24 protein-coding genes are annotated in these 17,743 nt (G+C 58.2%); 14 read left to right on the top strand and 10 right to left on the bottom strand.

Features of this window, described 5'->3' with window-relative positions; translation table 11 throughout:
* Nucleotides 1-514 precede the first annotated feature (514 nt).
* The 4 genes from F3H98_RS28290 to F3H98_RS32360 all read right to left on the bottom strand — a co-directional run bounded on the left by F3H98_RS28290 (nucleotide 515) and on the right by F3H98_RS32360 (nucleotide 2,300).
* Nucleotides 515-1,375, bottom strand: coding sequence for a transglutaminase-like domain-containing protein (locus tag F3H98_RS28290; RefSeq protein ID WP_149764040.1), 861 nt, complete (start codon nucleotides 1,373-1,375; stop codon nucleotides 515-517).
* An 84-nt stretch (nucleotides 1,376-1,459) separates the two neighbouring features.
* Entirely contained in the window at nucleotides 1,460-1,741 is a 282-nt protein-coding gene (locus F3H98_RS28285) for a DUF1488 family protein (RefSeq protein WP_149764038.1), read from the bottom strand.
* 21 nt (nucleotides 1,742-1,762) lie between these two features.
* Nucleotides 1,763-2,065 (bottom strand): hypothetical protein, encoded by a 303-nt coding sequence (locus tag F3H98_RS28280; RefSeq protein WP_149764036.1) that lies wholly within the window; start codon nucleotides 2,063-2,065, stop codon nucleotides 1,763-1,765.
* 112 nt (nucleotides 2,066-2,177) lie between these two features.
* A complete protein-coding gene (locus tag F3H98_RS32360) occupies nucleotides 2,178-2,300 on the bottom strand; it encodes a hypothetical protein (protein ID WP_280178031.1) in 123 nt (40 codons plus the stop codon).
* 314 nt (nucleotides 2,301-2,614) lie between these two features.
* Between F3H98_RS32360 and F3H98_RS28275 the strand changes: the two genes are divergently transcribed.
* Nucleotides 2,615-2,908 (top strand): hypothetical protein, encoded by a 294-nt coding sequence (locus F3H98_RS28275; RefSeq protein ID WP_149764034.1) that lies wholly within the window; start codon nucleotides 2,615-2,617, stop codon nucleotides 2,906-2,908.
* A complete protein-coding gene (locus tag F3H98_RS28270; RefSeq protein ID WP_149764031.1) occupies nucleotides 2,905-3,111 on the top strand; it encodes a hypothetical protein in 207 nt (68 codons plus the stop codon). Before F3H98_RS28275 ends, F3H98_RS28270 begins: the two co-directional genes overlap by 4 nt.
* A gap of 194 nt (nucleotides 3,112-3,305) precedes the next feature.
* Here the strand turns inward: F3H98_RS28270 and F3H98_RS28265 are convergent, their stop codons facing one another.
* The 4 genes from F3H98_RS28265 to F3H98_RS28240 form a co-directional block, all read right to left on the bottom strand.
* Complete coding sequence (locus F3H98_RS28265; protein WP_149764029.1) at nucleotides 3,306-3,560, bottom strand: hypothetical protein; 255 nt, start codon at nucleotides 3,558-3,560, stop codon at nucleotides 3,306-3,308.
* 226 nt (nucleotides 3,561-3,786) lie between these two features.
* Nucleotides 3,787-4,089, bottom strand: a complete 303-nt coding sequence (locus tag F3H98_RS28255) for a hypothetical protein (RefSeq protein ID WP_149764027.1) — start codon at nucleotides 4,087-4,089, stop codon at nucleotides 3,787-3,789.
* 1,221 nt (nucleotides 4,090-5,310) lie between these two features.
* Nucleotides 5,311-5,445 (bottom strand): hypothetical protein, encoded by a 135-nt coding sequence (locus F3H98_RS32355; RefSeq protein ID WP_280178030.1) that lies wholly within the window; start codon nucleotides 5,443-5,445, stop codon nucleotides 5,311-5,313.
* Nucleotides 5,446-5,455: 10 nt separating this feature from the next.
* Complete coding sequence (locus F3H98_RS28240; RefSeq protein WP_149764025.1) at nucleotides 5,456-5,782, bottom strand: hypothetical protein; 327 nt, start codon at nucleotides 5,780-5,782, stop codon at nucleotides 5,456-5,458.
* A 732-nt stretch (nucleotides 5,783-6,514) separates the two neighbouring features.
* Between F3H98_RS28240 and F3H98_RS28230 the strand changes: the two genes are divergently transcribed.
* The 11 genes from F3H98_RS28230 (at nucleotide 6,515) to F3H98_RS28180 (ending at nucleotide 15,998) form a co-directional block, all read left to right on the top strand.
* Nucleotides 6,515-6,655: a YHYH domain-containing protein gene (locus tag F3H98_RS28230; RefSeq protein WP_149764023.1), complete on the top strand. Its 141-nt coding sequence runs from the start codon at nucleotides 6,515-6,517 to the stop codon at nucleotides 6,653-6,655.
* Between the two features lie 12 nt (nucleotides 6,656-6,667).
* The gene (locus tag F3H98_RS28225) at nucleotides 6,668-6,937 is read left to right on the top strand and encodes a DUF5334 family protein (RefSeq protein WP_149764021.1); all 270 of its coding nucleotides are present in this window, start codon (nucleotides 6,668-6,670) and stop codon (nucleotides 6,935-6,937) included.
* Nucleotides 6,891-7,262 (top strand): hypothetical protein, encoded by a 372-nt coding sequence (locus tag F3H98_RS28220; RefSeq protein WP_188130615.1) that lies wholly within the window; start codon nucleotides 6,891-6,893, stop codon nucleotides 7,260-7,262. Before F3H98_RS28225 ends, F3H98_RS28220 begins: the two co-directional genes overlap by 47 nt.
* Nucleotides 7,259-8,668, top strand: coding sequence for a His-Xaa-Ser system radical SAM maturase HxsB (hxsB, locus tag F3H98_RS28215; RefSeq protein ID WP_149764017.1), 1,410 nt, complete (start codon nucleotides 7,259-7,261; stop codon nucleotides 8,666-8,668). The genes F3H98_RS28220 and hxsB overlap by 4 nt, the downstream gene beginning before the upstream one ends.
* Nucleotides 8,665-9,771, top strand: coding sequence for a His-Xaa-Ser system radical SAM maturase HxsC (gene hxsC, locus F3H98_RS28210; protein ID WP_149764015.1), 1,107 nt, complete (start codon nucleotides 8,665-8,667; stop codon nucleotides 9,769-9,771). The genes hxsB and hxsC overlap by 4 nt, the downstream gene beginning before the upstream one ends.
* Nucleotides 9,768-10,328 carry a His-Xaa-Ser repeat protein HxsA gene (gene hxsA / locus F3H98_RS28205; protein WP_149764013.1) on the top strand — a complete coding sequence of 187 codons (561 nt, stop codon included), beginning with the start codon at nucleotides 9,768-9,770 and terminating at the stop codon, nucleotides 10,326-10,328. The genes hxsC and hxsA overlap by 4 nt, the downstream gene beginning before the upstream one ends.
* A 231-nt stretch (nucleotides 10,329-10,559) precedes the next feature.
* Nucleotides 10,560-11,192 carry a thermonuclease family protein gene (locus F3H98_RS28200; protein ID WP_149764011.1) on the top strand — a complete coding sequence of 211 codons (633 nt, stop codon included), beginning with the start codon at nucleotides 10,560-10,562 and terminating at the stop codon, nucleotides 11,190-11,192.
* A 157-nt stretch (nucleotides 11,193-11,349) separates the two neighbouring features.
* Complete coding sequence (locus tag F3H98_RS28195; protein ID WP_244621958.1) at nucleotides 11,350-12,702, top strand: hypothetical protein; 1,353 nt, start codon at nucleotides 11,350-11,352, stop codon at nucleotides 12,700-12,702.
* Nucleotides 12,695-13,531, top strand: a complete 837-nt coding sequence (locus tag F3H98_RS28190) for a hypothetical protein (protein WP_149764007.1) — start codon at nucleotides 12,695-12,697, stop codon at nucleotides 13,529-13,531. Before F3H98_RS28195 ends, F3H98_RS28190 begins: the two co-directional genes overlap by 8 nt.
* Nucleotides 13,453-14,871, top strand: coding sequence for an apolipoprotein A1/A4/E family protein (locus tag F3H98_RS28185; protein ID WP_188130613.1), 1,419 nt, complete (start codon nucleotides 13,453-13,455; stop codon nucleotides 14,869-14,871). The genes F3H98_RS28190 and F3H98_RS28185 overlap by 79 nt, the downstream gene beginning before the upstream one ends.
* The gene (locus tag F3H98_RS28180; protein WP_149764003.1) at nucleotides 14,868-15,998 is read left to right on the top strand and encodes an OmpA family protein; all 1,131 of its coding nucleotides are present in this window, start codon (nucleotides 14,868-14,870) and stop codon (nucleotides 15,996-15,998) included. Before F3H98_RS28185 ends, F3H98_RS28180 begins: the two co-directional genes overlap by 4 nt.
* Here F3H98_RS28180 and F3H98_RS28175 read toward each other — a convergent pair.
* Nucleotides 15,995-16,429, bottom strand: a complete 435-nt coding sequence (locus tag F3H98_RS28175) for a hypothetical protein (protein ID WP_149764001.1) — start codon at nucleotides 16,427-16,429, stop codon at nucleotides 15,995-15,997. The two genes, F3H98_RS28180 and F3H98_RS28175, sit on opposite strands and share 4 nt — an antisense overlap.
* 82 nt (nucleotides 16,430-16,511) lie before the next feature.
* On the opposite strand from F3H98_RS28175, the gene F3H98_RS28170 reads away from it, so the two are divergent.
* Nucleotides 16,512-17,405, top strand: coding sequence for a LysR family transcriptional regulator (locus F3H98_RS28170; RefSeq protein WP_149763999.1), 894 nt, complete (start codon nucleotides 16,512-16,514; stop codon nucleotides 17,403-17,405).
* Between the two features lie 13 nt (nucleotides 17,406-17,418).
* Here F3H98_RS28170 and F3H98_RS28165 read toward each other — a convergent pair.
* Nucleotides 17,419-17,743 (bottom strand): IS5 family transposase (locus tag F3H98_RS28165; protein ID WP_149763997.1); only part of this gene is annotated, 325 nt, incomplete at its 5' end.

Below are 17,743 nucleotides of genomic sequence, written 5' to 3'. Positions count from 1 at the left end.
ACTCGATTGATAGGAGTGCCAAAAATATTTATCTCGGCAAAACAACTATTAAAAGTTTGATACCGTTTGCCCTTGATAAAAATCCTGATCTAACATTAAAGACGCAGAAAAATTCATTTTTCCGCTGCAAGTAACAGTTCGAGATTTGCTATCCGTTTATTTTTTACAGAATGCCAGGGAACACATTTTTGGCCGAAAGCAGACAAAATATTACAAAAAGGCCGACACGATTTCTGGAAGCCAGAGGCAGAGCGCGGATCGGGCCAAGGCGACAATCGAGTATCAGACCGAAGCGAACTGAGAGCCCAGAAGACGGCCAGGCTGCGGGAACTGCGCCTTGCCAAGGACGATGCCGAGCGCGTCGCTAAGGCATTGAAGCCTGCCGCACCAAAGAAGAAACGGGCGTTGTACCGGTAGAGGCAAGAGCCTTGGTTGAGTGGCGGCCAAAAAGCGCCGCTCCGTCCTAAGGTGACGTGATCTGTCGCCAACGGACAAACATACGAGCTAATTCAATTCACGAGTGATTTTCTTGGGAAACCGGCCAGTCGAGTTGGCCCGCTGGTCGCGGAATATCCGTGACCTCGTAAGTCCAAACGCGGAACGATTTCAACAGATGCGGCCCAAATGAGTTGATCAGCGGGATGTCTGCGGCATCGCGGCCGCGCGCTACCACAATGCGGCCGACGCGCGGAACGTTGTTACGCGGATCGAAAGTGTGCCATCGGCCGCCCAGAAAGACCTCGATCCAGGCACTGAAATCCATCGGGTCGACCACCGGCACGCCGATATCGCCGAGATGGCCGTTGACGTAGCGGGCCGGGATGTTGAGACAGCGGCAAAGCGTGAGAGCCAGATGGGCAAAGTCGCGGCACACGCCGACCTGCTCGTTAAAGGTTTCGAACGCTGTCCGCGTCGAACGGGCCTGCATGTAGTCGAAGCGGATGTGGCTATGAACAAAATCGCAGATCGACTGAACGCGCGCCCATCCAGGCGCGATATTACCGAACATGTCCCAAGCCGTCTGGCTCAGGCGGTCGGTCTCGCAGTAGCGGCTGCCCATGAGGTAGACGAGGCTCTCGTCGGGCAGATCCACCACGGCGAGTTCCCTTGCGCTCGCGACGATTGCGTCGGGCTTGCCCCCGTCTTCGATCGTCGCGTCCGCCCAAAGCGTCAGGTCGCCGGCCGGCGCGACAAGCCGGCGGCAGCGATTGCCGAAGAGATCATGATAGGTGGTCGTCGGGACTTCGGGCATGGTGAAGATGGTTTCGGGCACGCGAATATCGGCCTTGCGATCTTCGTGTACCGACAGCAAGCACACGAGCGCCGTCGGTTGGGCGCAAGTGAGGGTGATTTCATAGCCGCAACGGATCAACATCGATAACTCGCTCGTTCGGTTTCCGCGTCCAAGTCCGGCAACGGCCGCAGGTCTGACGTTGCGGAAGGCACGTCAGGAGGGGCGCTAGAGTCTGCGGGACGTTTGGTGCCGGAAATCGGCGGACGTCAACACACACAGGTTCTTGCGGCCGCGGGAATAGGCTTTCCGCGCGACATCGAGGATGGAGTCCCGCGCGGCATCGAAAGCCGCCAAGTAACCCGCTTCGGCCGTAGCCCGGTTGGGGTTTGGGAGCGCTTCGATCTCGACACGGAACGGAATTTCAAACATGCCGTCATAGCCAAGGAAACGGATATGTTGTCCAGCCTCATCGTAGCTGCGACTTCGGTTGGGAAAAGTCAGCGTCATGGTTGAACAAACCTCAAGTCGTTAGAGGCGCGTGGCGAATGTCGGTTGCAGGCTTGCGGCCTTGCGTCTCTTCGCATTATGCGCGTTGAGAATTATCATTGTGGCAGTGGCATCTGTTTCTCCGAGCCCAGCCATGGGTCGGCTTCCCATATCTGCGGGTAGCCCGGTGAAGACGTGATAGATCGTCCAAGACCCGTCCGGCTCTATGCGCCGGCCGTAGTGATGGTTCATGTTGCTGTGATCCAAAGCGCCGCCCTCATTCTCCCAGACGCTGACATCATCGGCGTCACGAGTTTGATGGCATTTGTCGTTGTTGTCATTCATGGCGGCGTACCTTTTTGGACGGGTTAGTCAAAGATCTATGCGGCGGAACTGGAACCCCGCCCTGAAGCGCGATTCCGGAAGTTATGCTGTCAGCTGGAATCGGCGTCCGGACTTACCAGGTGATGCCGAAAAGAGCCGAATAGACGATGATGCTGATGGCAATCGTGACGGACGCTCTTACGAACAAGCTCTTGTAGTCGTAAAGGTAAATCTGAGCGGGGATATAGGTTTTCATGCCGGCCTCCTTTGTTTTATCATTATATCGGCCAGAAAATCTCACCATAACACAGAAAGGAATATCAACACTGAATTATTTTAGACATTCCTGGACAGGCGCTATGCGTCCAATATACCGCCGTGAGATTCTCTTGTATCGTTGCAATTAAACCGCAATCGGCGCGTATTGTTCGTGTATCGTTCTTTTGGCCAAGCTTGGCTATCGCGGCGTCAGAGGCTCTCGACCCGCCAAATTCTTCCCAAATCATCGATTTTTGAAAGGGCTGCGTCGCTTCGCGCGCGCAATGATCTGCTCTTTCCAGAGACAGGCAAATGAACACCCGCACAAAGCGCACCACCGCAACATTCACGGCACCTTTCGCACTGAGCGGTTTGGATGAGATTCAGCCACCGGGCGATTATGCAATCGACGAGGACGAGGAACTGATCGACGGGCTTTCCTGGCTCGCCTATCGGCGCGTCGCGACATTCATCCACCTTCCAGCCATTTCCTCGACCGACCGTGTCAAAAGCCAGCTTGTGGCTATCGACCACTCCGAACTCGAAGCCGCGATGCGGCAAGACGAGGATCAGGAACGACGCACGAACAGGAGTATACAGCAATGAACGTTCATCGCTTCGCCATCGGGCAGTCGGTCAGACTGAAAGGGACAATCGCCATGTCGCATCAGACCGGCGACAAGTTCAGGATCACCGGAAGAATGCCTGCAAGGGATTGGTCGCCTCAATATCGGATCAGCAACGACGAAGGACGCCACGAGCGCGTCGCGGAGGAAAACAATCTCGAAGAGATCATCGTTGCACCATGAGGTCCGGACCAACCAGGCTCCAAGGCTTTCCCCTATAACCGGGTTACGATAACTCTTGGGGCTTTTACAGAGAAGCGTATGCTGAGACGTTGGCGGCGGACGCGGCTGATTGAGGGCAGTTACCGTGCCCGAGCCCCGGGGGCATTATGTCTTCCACCTATCCCACTTCCGACGACATGAAGATGATCGAGCGATTACTCGCTGAGGTCCGGACGTGAATAAAGTTGCTTGCGACCCGATCGATTATAAGGAATTCCGCGCGCCGGGCTTGCAATCCGCCCCTGCTGACAGATCGCCTTGTGTTTGCGGCAATAGATTTCGCCGGACTTGACCGGCCGGCCGCAAAAAAGATAGCCGCCGATCGCGGTCGGCGCGTCCTTCGCCGGATATTTGCATTCATCGAGCCGAAGCTCCCGAAGTGGGATCAGCCGCAGACGAAGCGTTGTCATGATCTCTTCAACCTTTCAGCGGGCGATTTACGCCACGGTGCACTGACCGCAGGGCCCAGAAATTGCCGTTAAGGGCATGCCGGTCATTCACACGTGGCGCGCCGTGCGGGTTGTCCGGGAGTAGCGGCTTGATGACGTTCCATTCGCAGTCAGTGAGTTCATAGCGAATGTTTCGCGGCTCCGGCCCGACCGGCCAGTTGGTCGACCGGGGCGAAACCATTGGAAACTAGTGCTTTGTGGCGTGGATAATTATTGATCCCGCCGAAACCTTCGGCGCATTCATGCCAATGTTTGCTGCATTTTTTGAGAGCCACTCCTGCGCAACGCGGACACTTTCTTCGGTGCCGGCCTTGTCCTGGCATACGGTCATCGATAGGCCGCCTTCGCTATCACTGCTGCGGGCCAGAGTGTAGCTTTCAAATCCTTTTACTGAGCGCATAAGCTTTTCAACGTCTGCCTTGTGCTCCTCCAGCAATGACAACAGCTCCTTCGAGCCCTTACCTGAATAAGTTCTTACAACGACGTCCATAATGGATTCCAATTGTGGAAGAGCATCGATCCGAACCAACGGCTCCGGTCCTGCTGACCAATATTCATGCTACCAATATTCCCAATATGGTGCGCCCATCGACCGATTACGATGTAATATGTCTAGGTCGGGTTGGCACGGATGACGATTCTTTCATTCTGGCATAGGACGCATTGGCCACGCCGCCGGTCAAATTCCGGCGTCGTGCCTAATGCTTCCGCTATCAGCGCTGCATCAGCGCTGGAGTAGTAGTCCAGCTCTTCACAGATACACTTGTCGCATAGCGCGTTCGGGCGATGCTCTTTGATCAAGTCGTTGATCCTTTGACCTATGAGCAACGAACCCTCCCAATGGTAATGGCGGTGATACCGAAGCCAGAGCTACCGACTTCTACGAGGTCGGTAGCGGGATCGCAGGTGGTCTTCTGTCGATCGCGGGCGAGGCCACTAACGGGATGCGCGCCCTCCCAGAAATAGCGGACCGTCTGTCGCTGGACAATGTCGAGCAGCACGCTGTCATCGAGTGCGAAAAGATCGTCAGGCTGTGAAGCATGGAAGCCGGCTATGCATTATCGAACCGGTATTATTGTCCAGGCTGTCTGAAGCATCGATGAATTGCGAAAGCGGAACTTGCCTCAACACGGCGCGTTGATGACGACAACTCACGAGGTGCCCACCTGGCCAGCTTCAATATCATAAAGGCACAGGAGATCGTCGCCGATGTTTCAATGACGACTGAGATGAAAATCGAGAAGCTCCGGGAAATCAAAAAAGAGGCGCGCGATTTGCAACGCGTTGCCTCCGACGCGCCATGATGACAATGACGGTTGGGACGAGGATCTGCGCGAGGTCAGGCTCGCACTCGCTAAGCTAGGCGCGACCGAACCCCGAAAGGCGCAGCAAGCCTTTAACCACCTGCTGGAAACTTCGACGGCAGTGCCTGGTACAAGCGCGGGCCTGGGCGACTCGCTTCCCGTCGTTCCTGAGGTATGAACCGCCGATGTGGTCGGCAAATCATCGATCAGGTCAATGCCGGCAATTGCAGCCGAACCCGCATTGTAACAATTCGACGAATGCGCGCAGGCAATCTCGCGGCTGCCGGTTATATACGACTGCCGGACCAGCAAGGCCACAGAAAGGCATGCTGGAATCGCTTCAGGCATTCCCCGATGTCGCTAAACAGCCGCCCGAAGCGGAAACGCTTCCAGCGGGCGTCCCTGAGTCAAGGACGGGTACCGCGAAGCTTGGCGAGCAACTGGTCAAGCAATTCACGATCAGCCGGGGACGCATCGTGGCTTTCCTTGGCAATTTTCACCAGCAGTTCGAGCAGCTGAAAAAGAGCAGTGTTGTGGTCCATAGTTTCCTCCTCAATCATCGTTTGACGCGTTGAGATCCTCCGGGCGAGTGACTGCTTCGTATTCATCTGCTTGCCCGCCCTCCGGCAGCAAGCCTTCCATCCACCATTCCGCAGAGTCCTTGGTTATTAAGACGGCTGCCTGTTGATTCGTCGCTGCCAGGTCAGACGCCAACCTGATGGCCGCCTCTTCCGACGGGACTTTCTGCGTCCACGGCAACTCGCCGCGCATTGGTGGGCAATAGACCCAGTAGGGACCATTGCCGCCGCGCTGAAAAATCAACACACGAAGAAGCGGCGGTTTTGACGGATCGATGGAATGCCGTAGCCGCTTTGCCATGTCGTCGCCCTACATTTCGTTGTTGTCGATGATTCCGGATTCGCCCTCTGTCGATCGCTCAGGCGAGGCTTCAGCCGTCGCCCGCTGTCGCAGCCTCACACCAGGCCCACCACCGTTCTCAGGAATGAACTCGACGCCGGCGGATTCGAGGGCCCCGCGTATAGATGCTATGGTCGCTCCGCGGATGTTCTCGCGATGTTCAAGCCGGGCGATGGTGTTCGGTGAGATATCGGCTGATGCTGCCAATTCCCACCCTCCATTGGCTGTGCGGGGCCGGCCAACTCACTTGCTGGCAAAGTCTTGCGATGTCAGCTTGATCTGCCACGAACGCCCCCTCCGCCGGGCGAGAGTACACAGTACTGCGACTGGGATAAAGCCATTAGCTCCCAACGAATGGGATATCTCGACTGAGAGTCTGCTTTGAGGCTTTGGAAAAGAACGGCGTCGCGGTCGACTTGAAGTCGTCAGCGGAACGGCGACTTTCGGCAAGACGCCACCCGAAACCAGACCGACCGCTTTCGGCCCCAATGCTGCCGAGCAGCAACGCGCTGCCATGATCAGGGGAGCCGCTCGGCCGAACCGAAACTGCTTCCGCCCTTTGCGAAGTTGTGTCCGCCGTCACGGAAGAGTCACACCGCGTAGGTTCTTTGCGGTGTGGGCTTTTGTGCCTGTAACGGTAGCGGACTTCTCTATCCGGAGTGCGCTCGACGACAGGCTTCGGGCGGAAATTCGATGACCAAAGCAATAGTTGCTTCGCTGCTCGCCGCGCTGCTTTCGATGGTGGTGTTCCACTTCGCCGTGGCGCATGGCGGCGGCACGGATGCCAACGGCTGCCACCATGACCACAAGCGCGGCGGCTATCACTGCCACTGAGGACCTCCGTCGATGGGCAGGATAATTGCGGTTTTCTTTTGGCTCGCCTTGTGCGGGCCCGCGTGCGCGTGGGACGGTACGGACTCCGAGACCGGAGGCGCGGTTGAGATCGAGAGCGGAAACCTCGTCCGCGAAGGCAACGACATCGAGCTTTACGATTCCGATGGCGGCGAATATCGCGATGTGACCGTGGAGGACATCCGCCGCTACGGCTCTTCGGTCGAAGTCGAAGTCTATGACAACGACACTGGTGAATACCGGACGCTTGAGATGGAAGATTAACGAAGTGGCCGTCGAAGGTGCACCGCGCGTCGGGGATGGGCACAGAAGCGCTAACCGCACGGAAGGCTGCGGCTCTGCTGCGGTCACTGTTGAGATTGCCGAAGCCTTTCACCCCTACATGGACGCTGCGGTTCTTCGTCTTCAGTCACAGCACCCTTACGCAAGCTTTGACATTGCCGACCACGGCATCGTTGTGACGGACAGCGCAGGCATCGGCGACATCGAAATCAGGAAGGCCGTGCTCCACGCCGTCTACCGTGAGAGGATCTATGCGGAGACGCTGTCGATGCGTCTGGCCCTCGTCGCCGCGGTGACTTCGAAATGAACGTCTGGCCACTCAAATTCCGGGAGACTCCGGACGGGGGGATTGTTTTCGCCGACGACGCCGGCGGCTTCTTCAAGTCTGACGAAGGATTCCTGCGCCGCTATTCAAACGATTCCCTGAACGCATCGGACTTGGCGTTCCTCCGGGACGGAGGCCATAGCTTCGGAAAGGAGTTCGACCTTCCCTGGACGTCGTTCGCGTATCGCTGGTCGCGACGGCAGTCCCGGCCGCAGCAGCTCTCCTACGTGATTTTGGTGCCGACACTCAGGTGCAATCTGGCTTGCGGGTATTGCCAGGTGTCGCGTGCATCAGAAGCCGCCCGGGGGTTCGACTGGACGGCCGACACGTTACGCGACGTTCTTGCGTATCTGGGCAGCCTAGAAACAACGGATATCAAAGTCGAATTCCAGGGCGGGGAGCCGATGCTCCGGATCGATATCCTTGAGGAAGTCCGCACTTTTTGCCGTTCGAGGTTCAGGGAAGCTCAATTCGTCGTCTGCACGAACTTGCAGTGTCTAGGCAGTCGTGAATTGGCGTTCCTCGAAGCAGACGACACCTTTGTCAGCACGTCGCTGGACGGCGACAGGGCTACGCACGAACGGCAGCGGACACATGAGTCCGTTCGTACGAACGAGTTTTTTGACAACCTGGATCATGTCGTTGGCAGGTTCGGGCCCGGAAAGGTTTCTGCTCTCCCGACAATTGACGTCGACAACCCTCCGGACTTCCCAGCGCTTCTCGACAATTTCGAAAACTACGGAATCCACTCGGTCTATCTGCGGCCGGTGAACCATCAAGGCTTTGCCCGCAAATTGAAGCAGGGCACCAATGTGCTCGCGCGGTGGAACAGGATCCATGCCGACTTCATCGATCTGCTCGTCGACAGGAATTGTCGGACAGGGCGCTTCATGGAGGAGTATTATTTCAGCCAGTGCCTGAAGCGGGTTCTCCAACTTGGCACCGATAACCACGTCGACATCCGCAACCCGAACTTCTTTGCGTCGGACTATCTTGTGGTTGATCACGACGGTCGTCTCTATCCGACCGACGAAGCCCGCATGCAGTCACGCATCGGAAGGATCGACCTCAGCATCGGAAGTGTTACAGACGGCTTAGATTTGGCCAAGGTGGCGCTGCTGAACACGTCCTCGCTCAACAACTTCGATCCCGATTGCATCCACTGTGTCTACCAGCCGTTCTGCGGCACCGATGTCATCGATGACGTCTCGCGGTATGGAAGGGTAGACGTCCCGCGTCCCGACACTTGGTTTTGCGGCCGCCACACCGCTGTCTTCGACAAGGTTTTCGAGCTTATCTACAGACGCGACGAAGCAGTCCGCCAATCCCTGGCTCACTGGGCCGGGGTGTCGTCGTGGGCAGAAGAGATGGCACCGGCGCATTCATGATCCCGCTTCGGATAAAGGTGGACGCAAATGCGGACGAGCCGTTCGTCGTCCGGCTGCGATCCTTCGAGGGTTCGGTGGCAGGCGACATTCCCATCGCGCTTGATGCTCGTGACGTGGTGCTTGAACGCGTGTCGGACGCTGCCGAATACCGAGGCGAGGGCGGTTGTATCCGGGTCCACGGGATCGATCCTTCGCAAATCGACGGCGACGTCCTGCTAGTCAATCCGCACAGAGGCAGCGCGGACCGCCTTGTTAGAGCCTCGTCGCCCCACAACACGTTTCTGGTGACCGAGCGCTGCGACCAGCTCTGCGTGATGTGCTCCCAACCACCCAAGGCGCACCACGTCGACTTGTTTGCCCACTTCGAGGCGGCTGCGCTGCTGGCCCCGGAAGGCGCGACGATCGGCATATCAGGCGGAGAACCGACGCTCTACAAGGAAGAACTGCTGAACTTCCTGGTGCAGACAATGGGGAAGCGTACCGACCTGCGTTTCCATATCCTGACGAACGGCCAGCATTTCGACGAACTTGACATGCCGATGATGCGTTCGCTGGAGCGGGAGCGGATTGTCTGGGGTGTGCCGCTCTATTGCCGCAGCCCGGAAGTCCACGACGAAATCGTCGGCAAGCAGGGGGCGCATGCACGGCTTGTGGAAACACTGGGGTTCTTGTGCCGCGCGGGCGCACAAATCGAGCTGAGAACGGTGTTGATGAAACGGAACGCGCCCGGGCTAACCGCTTTGGCGCGGTTTATTACTTCAACGCTTCCCTTCATCCAAACGTGGGCAATCATGCAGTTGGAGAGCATCGGATACGCCCGGCAGAACTGGCAACGGCTCTTCCACGACAGCTCAGCGGAGTTTGACGGAGTCGGACGCGCGCTGGATCTTGTGAGAAGCCGCGGCATAGAAGCCCAGCTGTACAATTTTCCGCTCTGCACGGTGCCAGCCTCGTACAGGCATCTTGCCCCGCCCACCATATCGGATTGGAAACGCGCTTATCTCGACGAATGCAGGGATTGCACCATCAAAGACGGCTGCGGCGGGTTCTTCGAATGGCATCCAAAAAAGCACGGCTACGCAAAGTTGGGGGCACAATCATGAAAAAGCGTCTGTTTGCGATACCTTCGCTGCTTGCGGCGGGTTTCCTGCCGGCAGAAACGCAGGCCTTGACCATCAAGCCGACATTCGATGACGGAAACGCGAAATCGCTGTTCGACATTTTCAAGCTGGACCACGTCTACACTCTGGCCGGACACAGGAGCCATAGCTCGCATCGGAGCCACAGCTCGCACCGGAGCCATCGGTCTTCGACCGGTGGCTACTCTTACCGGGCTCCTGTCTACCGCGCACCGGCACCCGCGTATTCCGCGCCGATCTATCGCGCGCCCGCGCCTGCGCCTACTTACCAGCCTCCGGCAACTGCGCCCGCTCCAGCACCGCTTAAAGTACTCCCCGGAAACGCCCAAAGATTCACCGAAATCGTCCGCGAAGTCCAATTCGCAATGATGGCGTTCGGCTACTACGTCGGCGAACTCGACGGCGTTCTTGGACCCGACATGCGGGTGGCGCTTTCGAAGATGCAAGGTGACTACGGATTGAAGGTCACTGGTACGATTACGCCCGAGACGCTAACCGCGCTGCGGATTGCCGCGCAATGAAAAGTTCTGCTTGGGGGCCTCTCCGTTGAATGTCGGGGATGTGCTCAGCTTCGCCTTGAATATCACGATTGCATGATTGGCGGCGGTCGCTTAGATAGCCGCACAACAGCCTGCGGGGGCTAAATGAAACTTTTGAGTGAGAGGGGAATCCCTCTTTCGAGCATGCGGAACGCGTTGCTGGTAGCCGCATGCGCGGTTTCGTGCGCATCCACGTCGGCATCGGCTGGGCAGGTGCTGACGGGCAAGGCTTCCGTCGTCGATGGGGACACGATCGAAATCCGCGGCGAAAGCATCCGCTTCAACGGAATCGACGCACCGGAATCTACTCAGCTGTGCCTAGATGCTAAGGGCAAACAGTACCGCTGCGGATCGGCAACGGCAAAAGCGCTTGCCGCGTTTCTCGAGAAATCTTCACCGACCTCATGCGACTTCGTGGACCGCGACCGATACGGCCGCTACGTCGGCAACTGCTGGCGGGCCGACGGAACCAGTGTCCAGGAATGGCTGGTAGCGCACGGCCTTGCACTCGACTGGGAACGCTACAGCGGCGGGGCATACGCCAAGTTGCAGCAGAAAGCCCGGTCGCAGAAATCCGGCATGTGGTCTGGAACATTCGAGAATCCGTGGGAGTGGCGGGCGAACAAGCAGACATCTGCCGTTGCCGCGCCGATTGCCCAATTGCCCGCGGAAGGAAACGGCGGCTGCCTCATCAAGGGCAACGTGAGCGCCAAGGGCGAACGTATCTATCACGTGCCCGGGCAAGAGCACTATTCACGGACGGCGATTTCCGAAAGCAAGGGCGAACGGTGGTTCTGCACCGAGGGCGAAGCGGCTTCCGCAGGTTGGCGGCCGGCGGCCCGATAGTACCAAAACTGCCGCTTCCTCCTTGCAGGATTTGAAGCGGCAAACACCATAAACCAAGTCTCGCGGGGGTGAGCGGTTGGCAATACGATTTGAGAGCCTGAACAAGCTCAGGGACAAACTCCTTGATTCAAACCATGATTTCAGGTCGGGGACACAAGTGTTCTCCAGCCTCAATGTCGACAAGTTGGCGAAGGACCTCGACCTTGTCGAAGAAGGCAAGAAGCGCGGCGCGCTGAACCAGCCGTCGAAAACGGCAAAACCCTACGACGATGTCGAATACACGATCATCGAAAGGGTGGAGGAAGAAAAGAAAACGTCCCAGCAGTCCGTGGAGTCCAGCCTCCAGCTGTTTGCCGGACGGCTTGCCAGCCTCGATTTCGAAGACCAGTTCGGCCTGATCAACCTGGCGAACTCATCCAGCGTCTCGGACTTCAAGGCTGAAGTGGCTATCGGGGAAGCGGCCCTTCGCGATCTGAAACACGATCTCGACGTCCGCGAGAACGAGTATTCGTGGTTCAGGAAGAAGCACAACCTGATCCGTGCCCCACGCCTTCCCGAAGGAGGTGCCCACATTTTGAGGGTTGCGCTGCTGGTTTTCCTTTTCCTGGTCGAAACCGGCGCGAACGGCTCTTTCCTCGCCAAGGGAAACGAGCAGGGCTTTTTCGGCGGCATCATCGAGGCGGCGGCCTTTTCCATGGTCAACATCGGAGTGGCGTTGCTGGCCGCCATCTATTGCGCGCGGCTCGTCACCCACCAGAACTTCATCGTCAAAACCATCGGGGCCGCCTCCATACTGCTTTATGGGGCCATCGCTCTCGCCGTCAATTTGGCCTTGGCCCATTACCGGGAGGTCAGCGGAACACTGGTCGACGGGGCGGGCACTCAGGTTGTCGCGAACATGATCGCAAATCCGGCCGGGCTGACCGACATCAAGTCGTGGCTGCTGTTCATGGTTGGCCTGCTGTTCTCGATCATAGCCTTCATCGACGGCTGGTTCGTCTTCGATCCCTATCCCGGTTACGCCGGCGTCGAGAAGAGACGCAAATCGGCGAGGGAGGGCTACAACGATGGCCAGGCCGAACGCATAGAGGGACTTCAGGACGTCCGCGACGAGCACAATGAAAAGGTGAAGGAGATCATCAAGGGCCTTGGGCTGCGGCAGCGGGAACATCGCGCCATAGTCGAACACAGGGGCAAGCTCCTTTCTCTCTTCGCCGAACACCAGAACCAGCTCGAACGGGCGTGCAACCAGCTGCTATCCAAATACCGCGAAGCCAACATCCAGGCCCGGACGACGCCGCCGCCCAAATACTTCGCTAACCCCTACCACCTCGAAAAGGTGAAGCCGAAGGTCACCGCCGACGGCGAATGGGGCGACAAGGAATTGTCCGCCTCCATCAGGGATGCGCAGGCGAAACTCAACGAGCAGGTCCGCCTCATCGGACAGGAATGCGAAAACGGCATCCTGGCCTATCAGCAGATCGACAGGGCGGTGAAAATCGATGGCTAGGCGCGGCGGCAGGAAGAAGAAGAAAACCAACATCGGCGCGGTTCTGGGGGCAGGGGTACTGGGCCTGCTCTCCCTGGGAATGATTGCAGGCTTCGCGTGGATGTGGTCCCGAACGGACAAAACCGAGATCGTGAAGGGCACCAACTGTCCCGCGACAGGAGCAACCAGCGCGACGGTCGTCATCTTCGACGCCACCGACCAGCTATCGCCCACGACTTTGACCGACCTGAAGAACCAATTCCGGGAGATCGTCGGCAGCGTTGAAAAGGGAGGCTATCTGAGGGTGGTCAGCCTGACAGGGAGACCGGGCGAAATCCCGCTCATGTTCGACGCCTGCAATCCGGGCGACGGGGCCGATCTCGACAGTTGGACCGGCAACCCGGAAATGGCCCGCAGGAAATGGAAGCAGGCTTTCGACGAGCCGTTGGCCAAGCTGCCTGACGCGATCGCCAACGGAACCGAGGCAAAGCAGTCTCCGATCATGGCGGCGATCCAGAAGGTGAAGCTGACGGTTTTTGACGGCGAGATCGGGGCAGGGCGGCCGAACAGGCTGTTCGTCGCCTCCGACATGATCGAGCACACAGACCTTTATTCCCAGTACAAGGCAGGTCCCGACTACGAAAAGTATGCGGGAAGCCTTGCCGCGAAGGAGTACAGGACGCCGCTCGGCGGGGTCGACGTGTCGCTGCTTTATGTCGAGCGACCCAACCGCAAGTTCGAGTCCCTTGCCCATGTCGAGTTCTGGAAACAATGGGTCGAGCGGCAGGACGGAAGCTTCGTAAAAGTGATCAGGCTGGCGGGCCTCAACTTGGCGGGGGCCGAACAATGAGAGCGAAGAAACAGGACCTGTTGTCCCATCCACACCTGCCGCTCGGGATTTTCGCCACCTTCACGATCGGCGGGTGCCTCTTCATCGCGGTCTCGAAAGGGCTTGGGGCCAATCCATTCTTTTCCATGGCGGTCCCGATCCTGCTCATGGTGACGTATCTGGTGCTGTCCATGTTTGCCAGAAAGCTGTGGCTGCATGACGAGCAAACGGGCGACAATCTCTACTATATGGGCTTTCTCTATACGCTCTCCAGCCTTGGCATGGCCCTCTACCAGTTCAGCGACGGCTCATCGACCGAAACAGTCGTGAGGAATTTCGGCATCGCAATCACGTCCACCATTGCAGGAATTGCGCTCAGGATTTTGTACAACCAAATGCGGCGTGACCCGGCGGACATCGAACGGTCCGCACGCACCGAATTGGCGGACATGACCAGGAAAGTCCGCGCCGAGATGGAAAACGTCACCAGGGAGTTCGCCGACTTCCGGAGGATCAGCAACCAGATGCTCGAGGAGGGCTTCGAAGAGATCGCCAAGCAGGCCGAGACCAACGGGGAGCACATCAGGAAAATTCTCGACAGCATGGCCATGGAAGCCATCAGGCCGATGCAGGAAGCCGCCGGAAAGCTGGGCGGCGCGATGCAAGGGAACTTCGACCAGATCGAGGGCCAGTTTTCCGCCATCGCCAAGCGTGTCGAGAACGCGGGCGACCTGCTCGAGAAGGCGAATGCCTCGATGTCCTCGTCAGTCGACAAACTGGGAGCGCAGGCAGATGCCGTTGCAGCCAAGCTCGAACGCGTCGTCGTCCCCGATGAGGTCCTGAAAACCGAGCTCGCTCCCATGGTGAAGTCGCTTGGAAGCGCCGTTGCACAGTACGCCGTCAAAACCGAGGCGGCATCCGGAGAGCAGCAGGCGCGGATGTCCGAAATGGGCGCTGTCATTGGCAACGCCCTGCAGGGAGTGGCAAACACCACGTCGAAGGCGCTTCACATGGTGGGAGAACATTCGGAGAGGGCGGCAGCTGCAGCGGAAAAGACTGCCGAAGCGGTGAACAGCCAGCAGAACGCGATCGAAGTGCTCGCAAAGGTGGTTCAAAAGCAAAGCAAGGACACGAACGAACTGGTCGCCAAACTTCTCGAGGGCATGCAGTCAAAGGCTGCGGAAACACGTCCGTTTCAGACTGCCACGACGTTTACCACAGCCACAACCAGCCAAAGTGCCGTTCCCGATATCGCCGTGCCCAAGCCCGCCCCGGAACCGGTATCATTCAAACCGCTTGATAGCGTGTTGCCGCCTGCTCCCGCGCCAGCATCGGAGCGGCTCAAAGGTTGGTTCCGATGAGCCTGGCAAGCGACACTTCCGTCAACTACGAGCGCAAAGGCTATGGCCGCGGCCTGATCCTTGGCCTGACGATGGCCGAGACGATGCTGTTGCTGGTTTTCTGCCTCCTTCTGGCGGCAGGGGCAATCATCGCAAAAAAGGAAAAGGAAGCGGCCGAGGCCAAGAAGTCGACGATCGAGGCGATGGAGAGAGCCAGGCTTGCCGAAACCGAGGCCGACAAGGCCAGGAAGGAAAACGAAGCGCTGCTCACCCAGGTCGCCAAGATGATGGAATCCGCGACCGGCAAGAGAATACCCGACGACGAATGGCGCGAACTGGTCAAGGCGAAACAGGATGTCGCAAGGATCGAGAAATCAGGCCTGACGGTCGAAGAAGCCATAAAACATGCCCCGGTGACCAAGGTCATGAAGGAGCAGGCCTTGGACGAGAAAACCGCAAGGGAGCTTGTCCCTGCCGTCAAAAAGCTCGCCGAGCGCGGGATTACGGCAGAGGAGACCGAGAAAATGGCGTCTTCCTTGTCGGTGCTGCGCGACAATGGCTTTGCCGAAAAGGACAATCCTGCCGTGGAGCTGGCAGCGGCGCTCGACAAAGCCGCGAAAGCCACCGAAGAGGGCAATTCAAAGCCGCATGAATGGCCGCCCATCATCAGCATGAGCGAGCTTGAGGGCTACAATTTCAAGGTCGGCAGCGCAGAACTGTCGGACACGTTCGAGATCAAGTTGCGCGAAAAAGCGTCGGAGATCGCAGGCAGGGCGAAGGAATACGGCGTCGACCTCATCGAGGTCATCGGACACACGGACGAGCAGGCCATGGCTGGGGCGGTATCCAATATGGACAAGGGGCTCAAGGCAGTTCTCGATGGCGAGAAGCCCATCGCCTCCCTGCATCCCGCCGACAACGCCGGTCTCGGCCTCGCACGAGCGATCTCTGTTGCCGAATTGCTCGAAAGCTTGCCCGAACTCAAGGGCCTGACTATTCTGCCCATGTCGGGTGGCCAGCTCATACTACCGGGCGACCGCCTTACAGACGGAGCACAGTCTGGCGACGTAAAAGCGCGGCGCAGGATTGAAATCCGGGTGAGGCAAAGGGCAGAAGCAATCCACTCGGCGTACAGCTCTCCTGGCTAGCCGTTTCCAAAATCCGGTGGCGGGGGGCGTTCGCATTCGATGCCGATGCCGAAGAAGCCCATCCTCGGGTCCTCGATCGCAAAATCGAGCCCGAATGCTCCTCCGTCGTGTGCCTGCTGAGGGCTCCAACCCTGTTCGCGCAGGAAGAACGTGACAGACTCCGAAAAGCCGTCTTGTTCGGTAGCGACACGTTCGTTGTCGACTGCCGGTTCCGTCGTCAGACGCGACAGCGTACCGCCACGACTTGGCGGGGTTTCTGGCGAATCGACCCGCCGTAGAGCGGTGCTACTGATACACAGCAATCGCAGCCTCAAACAGTCATGCTGTTGTTGATCATCAATTGCCTTCACGTAGGACCTTTTTTTGCCAGCTAAGCCATAAACAAGGTGACAACACAGTTTGTCCTCGTCAATCGCTAGGGTGTTTCGCATTCGAACTCGTCCGGTATATGTCTATCTCTATCATGCGGGCCTGAATGGCAGCGGCGCGCAAGTCTTCCCATAGGGACCGGTCATGGATACTTTCAGCACCATGCGCGCCTTTCGGCGCATCGTTGAGCTTGGCGGACTGGCCAGGGCCGCCGAAGATCTCGGATTGTCGTCGGCAGGCCTCAGCAAGCAGCTGCGCACCTTGGAAGCCCACCTCGACACGGTGCTGTTGCAACGCACGACCCGCAGTATGAGCCTGACGGAATCTGGGCGCGCCTATTATGCCGATTGCTGTCGCATTCTCGATGAACTGGACGTGCTTGAACAGTCGATGAGACAGCAATCCCAGCGCGTCACGGGAAGGCTGAGGCTTAATGCGCCGCTCTCATTCACCCTCAGCATTCTCTCGCCGCTTCTTGCCGAATTTCTCCGGGACTATCCGGACTTGCAGCTTGATCTGGTGATGGAAGACCGACTGATAGACGCCGTCGCGCATGGCTTTGACTTGTCGATCCGGCTGCGTTCCAGTCTGGACGATTCCACGTTGATCGCCAGACGGCTTGCCACCGTCAAACAGGTTCTGTGTGCGGCCCCTTCATATCTTGAACAAAATGGCGAGCCCGCAACACTGGACGATCTACGACGTCACAAGATCCTCATCTATAGTCTGGCACAAATTCAGGATATCGTCCCCATGCAAGAGAATGCGGCAGCCGGCAGTGAGCGAAGCCGGATCAACAACAGCCTGCTCCTGCGCGACATGCTCGTCGCGGGCCTGGGAATTGGCGCACTGCCTTCCTTCCTCGCAGATCCGGCGATTGCGCGCGGCGAACTTCGGCGTGTCCTTCCCGCCTTCATGGATGAGCCGCGCCATGTCTATGCGGTCTATCCAACCACCCGCCACCTTCAACCCAAGGTAAAGGCCTTCGTGGAATTTCTGGGCCGTCGCCTACCTTCCGTCATGAACGACTACAGCTAGGTCGTGTGGACAGTTATCTGGTCCATAGGACGGTAGCGGCGATGGTAACGACGGCGAGGTAGTTTCGGGCTGTCTTCTCGAATCGGGTTGCGACGCGCCGGAACTGTTTGAGCCTTGAGAAACAGCATTCGATCAGGTGGCGCTGTGCATAGAGGTGCTTGTCGAGCGGATGCTTGAGCGAGCGCGACGGATTGCTGGGGATGACGGCGATAGCGCCCTTATCGGCGATCTCCCGGCGCAAGGGATCGGCATCGTAGGCGGCGTCGGCCATGACGACCTTTGCGGGCAATCCCTCGATCAAGGTGTAGGCTTGGGGGCAGTCGCCGCGTTGGCCGGCC

It is taken from the genome of Neomesorhizobium albiziae (assembly GCF_900114255.1).
Taxonomy (GTDB): Bacteria; Pseudomonadota; Alphaproteobacteria; order Rhizobiales; family Rhizobiaceae; genus Neomesorhizobium; species Neomesorhizobium albiziae.
Note: the sequence above shows the minus strand (reverse complement) of the source record. Positions and strands in the feature narration are given on the sequence as shown.

Excerpts from the sequence above, each read along its gene's own strand:
- F3H98_RS28290 (WP_149764040.1), bottom strand. The coding sequence starts at position 1,375 with ATGTTGATCCGTTGCGGCTATGAAATCACCCTCACTTGCGCCCAACCG.
- F3H98_RS28285 (WP_149764038.1), bottom strand. The coding sequence starts at position 1,741 with ATGACGCTGACTTTTCCCAACCGAAGTCGCAGCTACGATGAGGCTGGA.
- F3H98_RS28280 (WP_149764036.1), bottom strand. The coding sequence starts at position 2,065 with ATGAATGACAACAACGACAAATGCCATCAAACTCGTGACGCCGATGAT.
- F3H98_RS32360 (WP_280178031.1), bottom strand. The coding sequence starts at position 2,300 with ATGAAAACCTATATCCCCGCTCAGATTTACCTTTACGACTACAAGAGC.
- F3H98_RS28275 (WP_149764034.1), top strand. The coding sequence starts at position 2,615 with ATGAACACCCGCACAAAGCGCACCACCGCAACATTCACGGCACCTTTC.
- F3H98_RS28270 (WP_149764031.1), top strand. The coding sequence starts at position 2,905 with ATGAACGTTCATCGCTTCGCCATCGGGCAGTCGGTCAGACTGAAAGGG.
- F3H98_RS28265 (WP_149764029.1), bottom strand. The coding sequence starts at position 3,560 with ATGACAACGCTTCGTCTGCGGCTGATCCCACTTCGGGAGCTTCGGCTC.
- F3H98_RS28255 (WP_149764027.1), bottom strand. The coding sequence starts at position 4,089 with ATGGACGTCGTTGTAAGAACTTATTCAGGTAAGGGCTCGAAGGAGCTG.
- F3H98_RS32355 (WP_280178030.1), bottom strand. The coding sequence starts at position 5,445 with ATGGACCACAACACTGCTCTTTTTCAGCTGCTCGAACTGCTGGTGAAA.
- F3H98_RS28240 (WP_149764025.1), bottom strand. The coding sequence starts at position 5,782 with ATGGCAAAGCGGCTACGGCATTCCATCGATCCGTCAAAACCGCCGCTT.
- F3H98_RS28230 (WP_149764023.1), top strand. The coding sequence starts at position 6,515 with ATGACCAAAGCAATAGTTGCTTCGCTGCTCGCCGCGCTGCTTTCGATG.
- F3H98_RS28225 (WP_149764021.1), top strand. The coding sequence starts at position 6,668 with ATGGGCAGGATAATTGCGGTTTTCTTTTGGCTCGCCTTGTGCGGGCCC.
- F3H98_RS28220 (WP_188130615.1), top strand. The coding sequence starts at position 6,891 with ATGACAACGACACTGGTGAATACCGGACGCTTGAGATGGAAGATTAAC.
- hxsB (WP_149764017.1), top strand. The coding sequence starts at position 7,259 with ATGAACGTCTGGCCACTCAAATTCCGGGAGACTCCGGACGGGGGGATT.
- hxsC (WP_149764015.1), top strand. The coding sequence starts at position 8,665 with ATGATCCCGCTTCGGATAAAGGTGGACGCAAATGCGGACGAGCCGTTC.
- hxsA (WP_149764013.1), top strand. The coding sequence starts at position 9,768 with ATGAAAAAGCGTCTGTTTGCGATACCTTCGCTGCTTGCGGCGGGTTTC.
- F3H98_RS28190 (WP_149764007.1), top strand. The coding sequence starts at position 12,695 with ATGGCTAGGCGCGGCGGCAGGAAGAAGAAGAAAACCAACATCGGCGCG.
- F3H98_RS28185 (WP_188130613.1), top strand. The coding sequence starts at position 13,453 with ATGGGTCGAGCGGCAGGACGGAAGCTTCGTAAAAGTGATCAGGCTGGC.
- F3H98_RS28180 (WP_149764003.1), top strand. The coding sequence starts at position 14,868 with ATGAGCCTGGCAAGCGACACTTCCGTCAACTACGAGCGCAAAGGCTAT.
- F3H98_RS28175 (WP_149764001.1), bottom strand. The coding sequence starts at position 16,429 with ATGCGAAACACCCTAGCGATTGACGAGGACAAACTGTGTTGTCACCTT.
- F3H98_RS28170 (WP_149763999.1), top strand. The coding sequence starts at position 16,512 with ATGGATACTTTCAGCACCATGCGCGCCTTTCGGCGCATCGTTGAGCTT.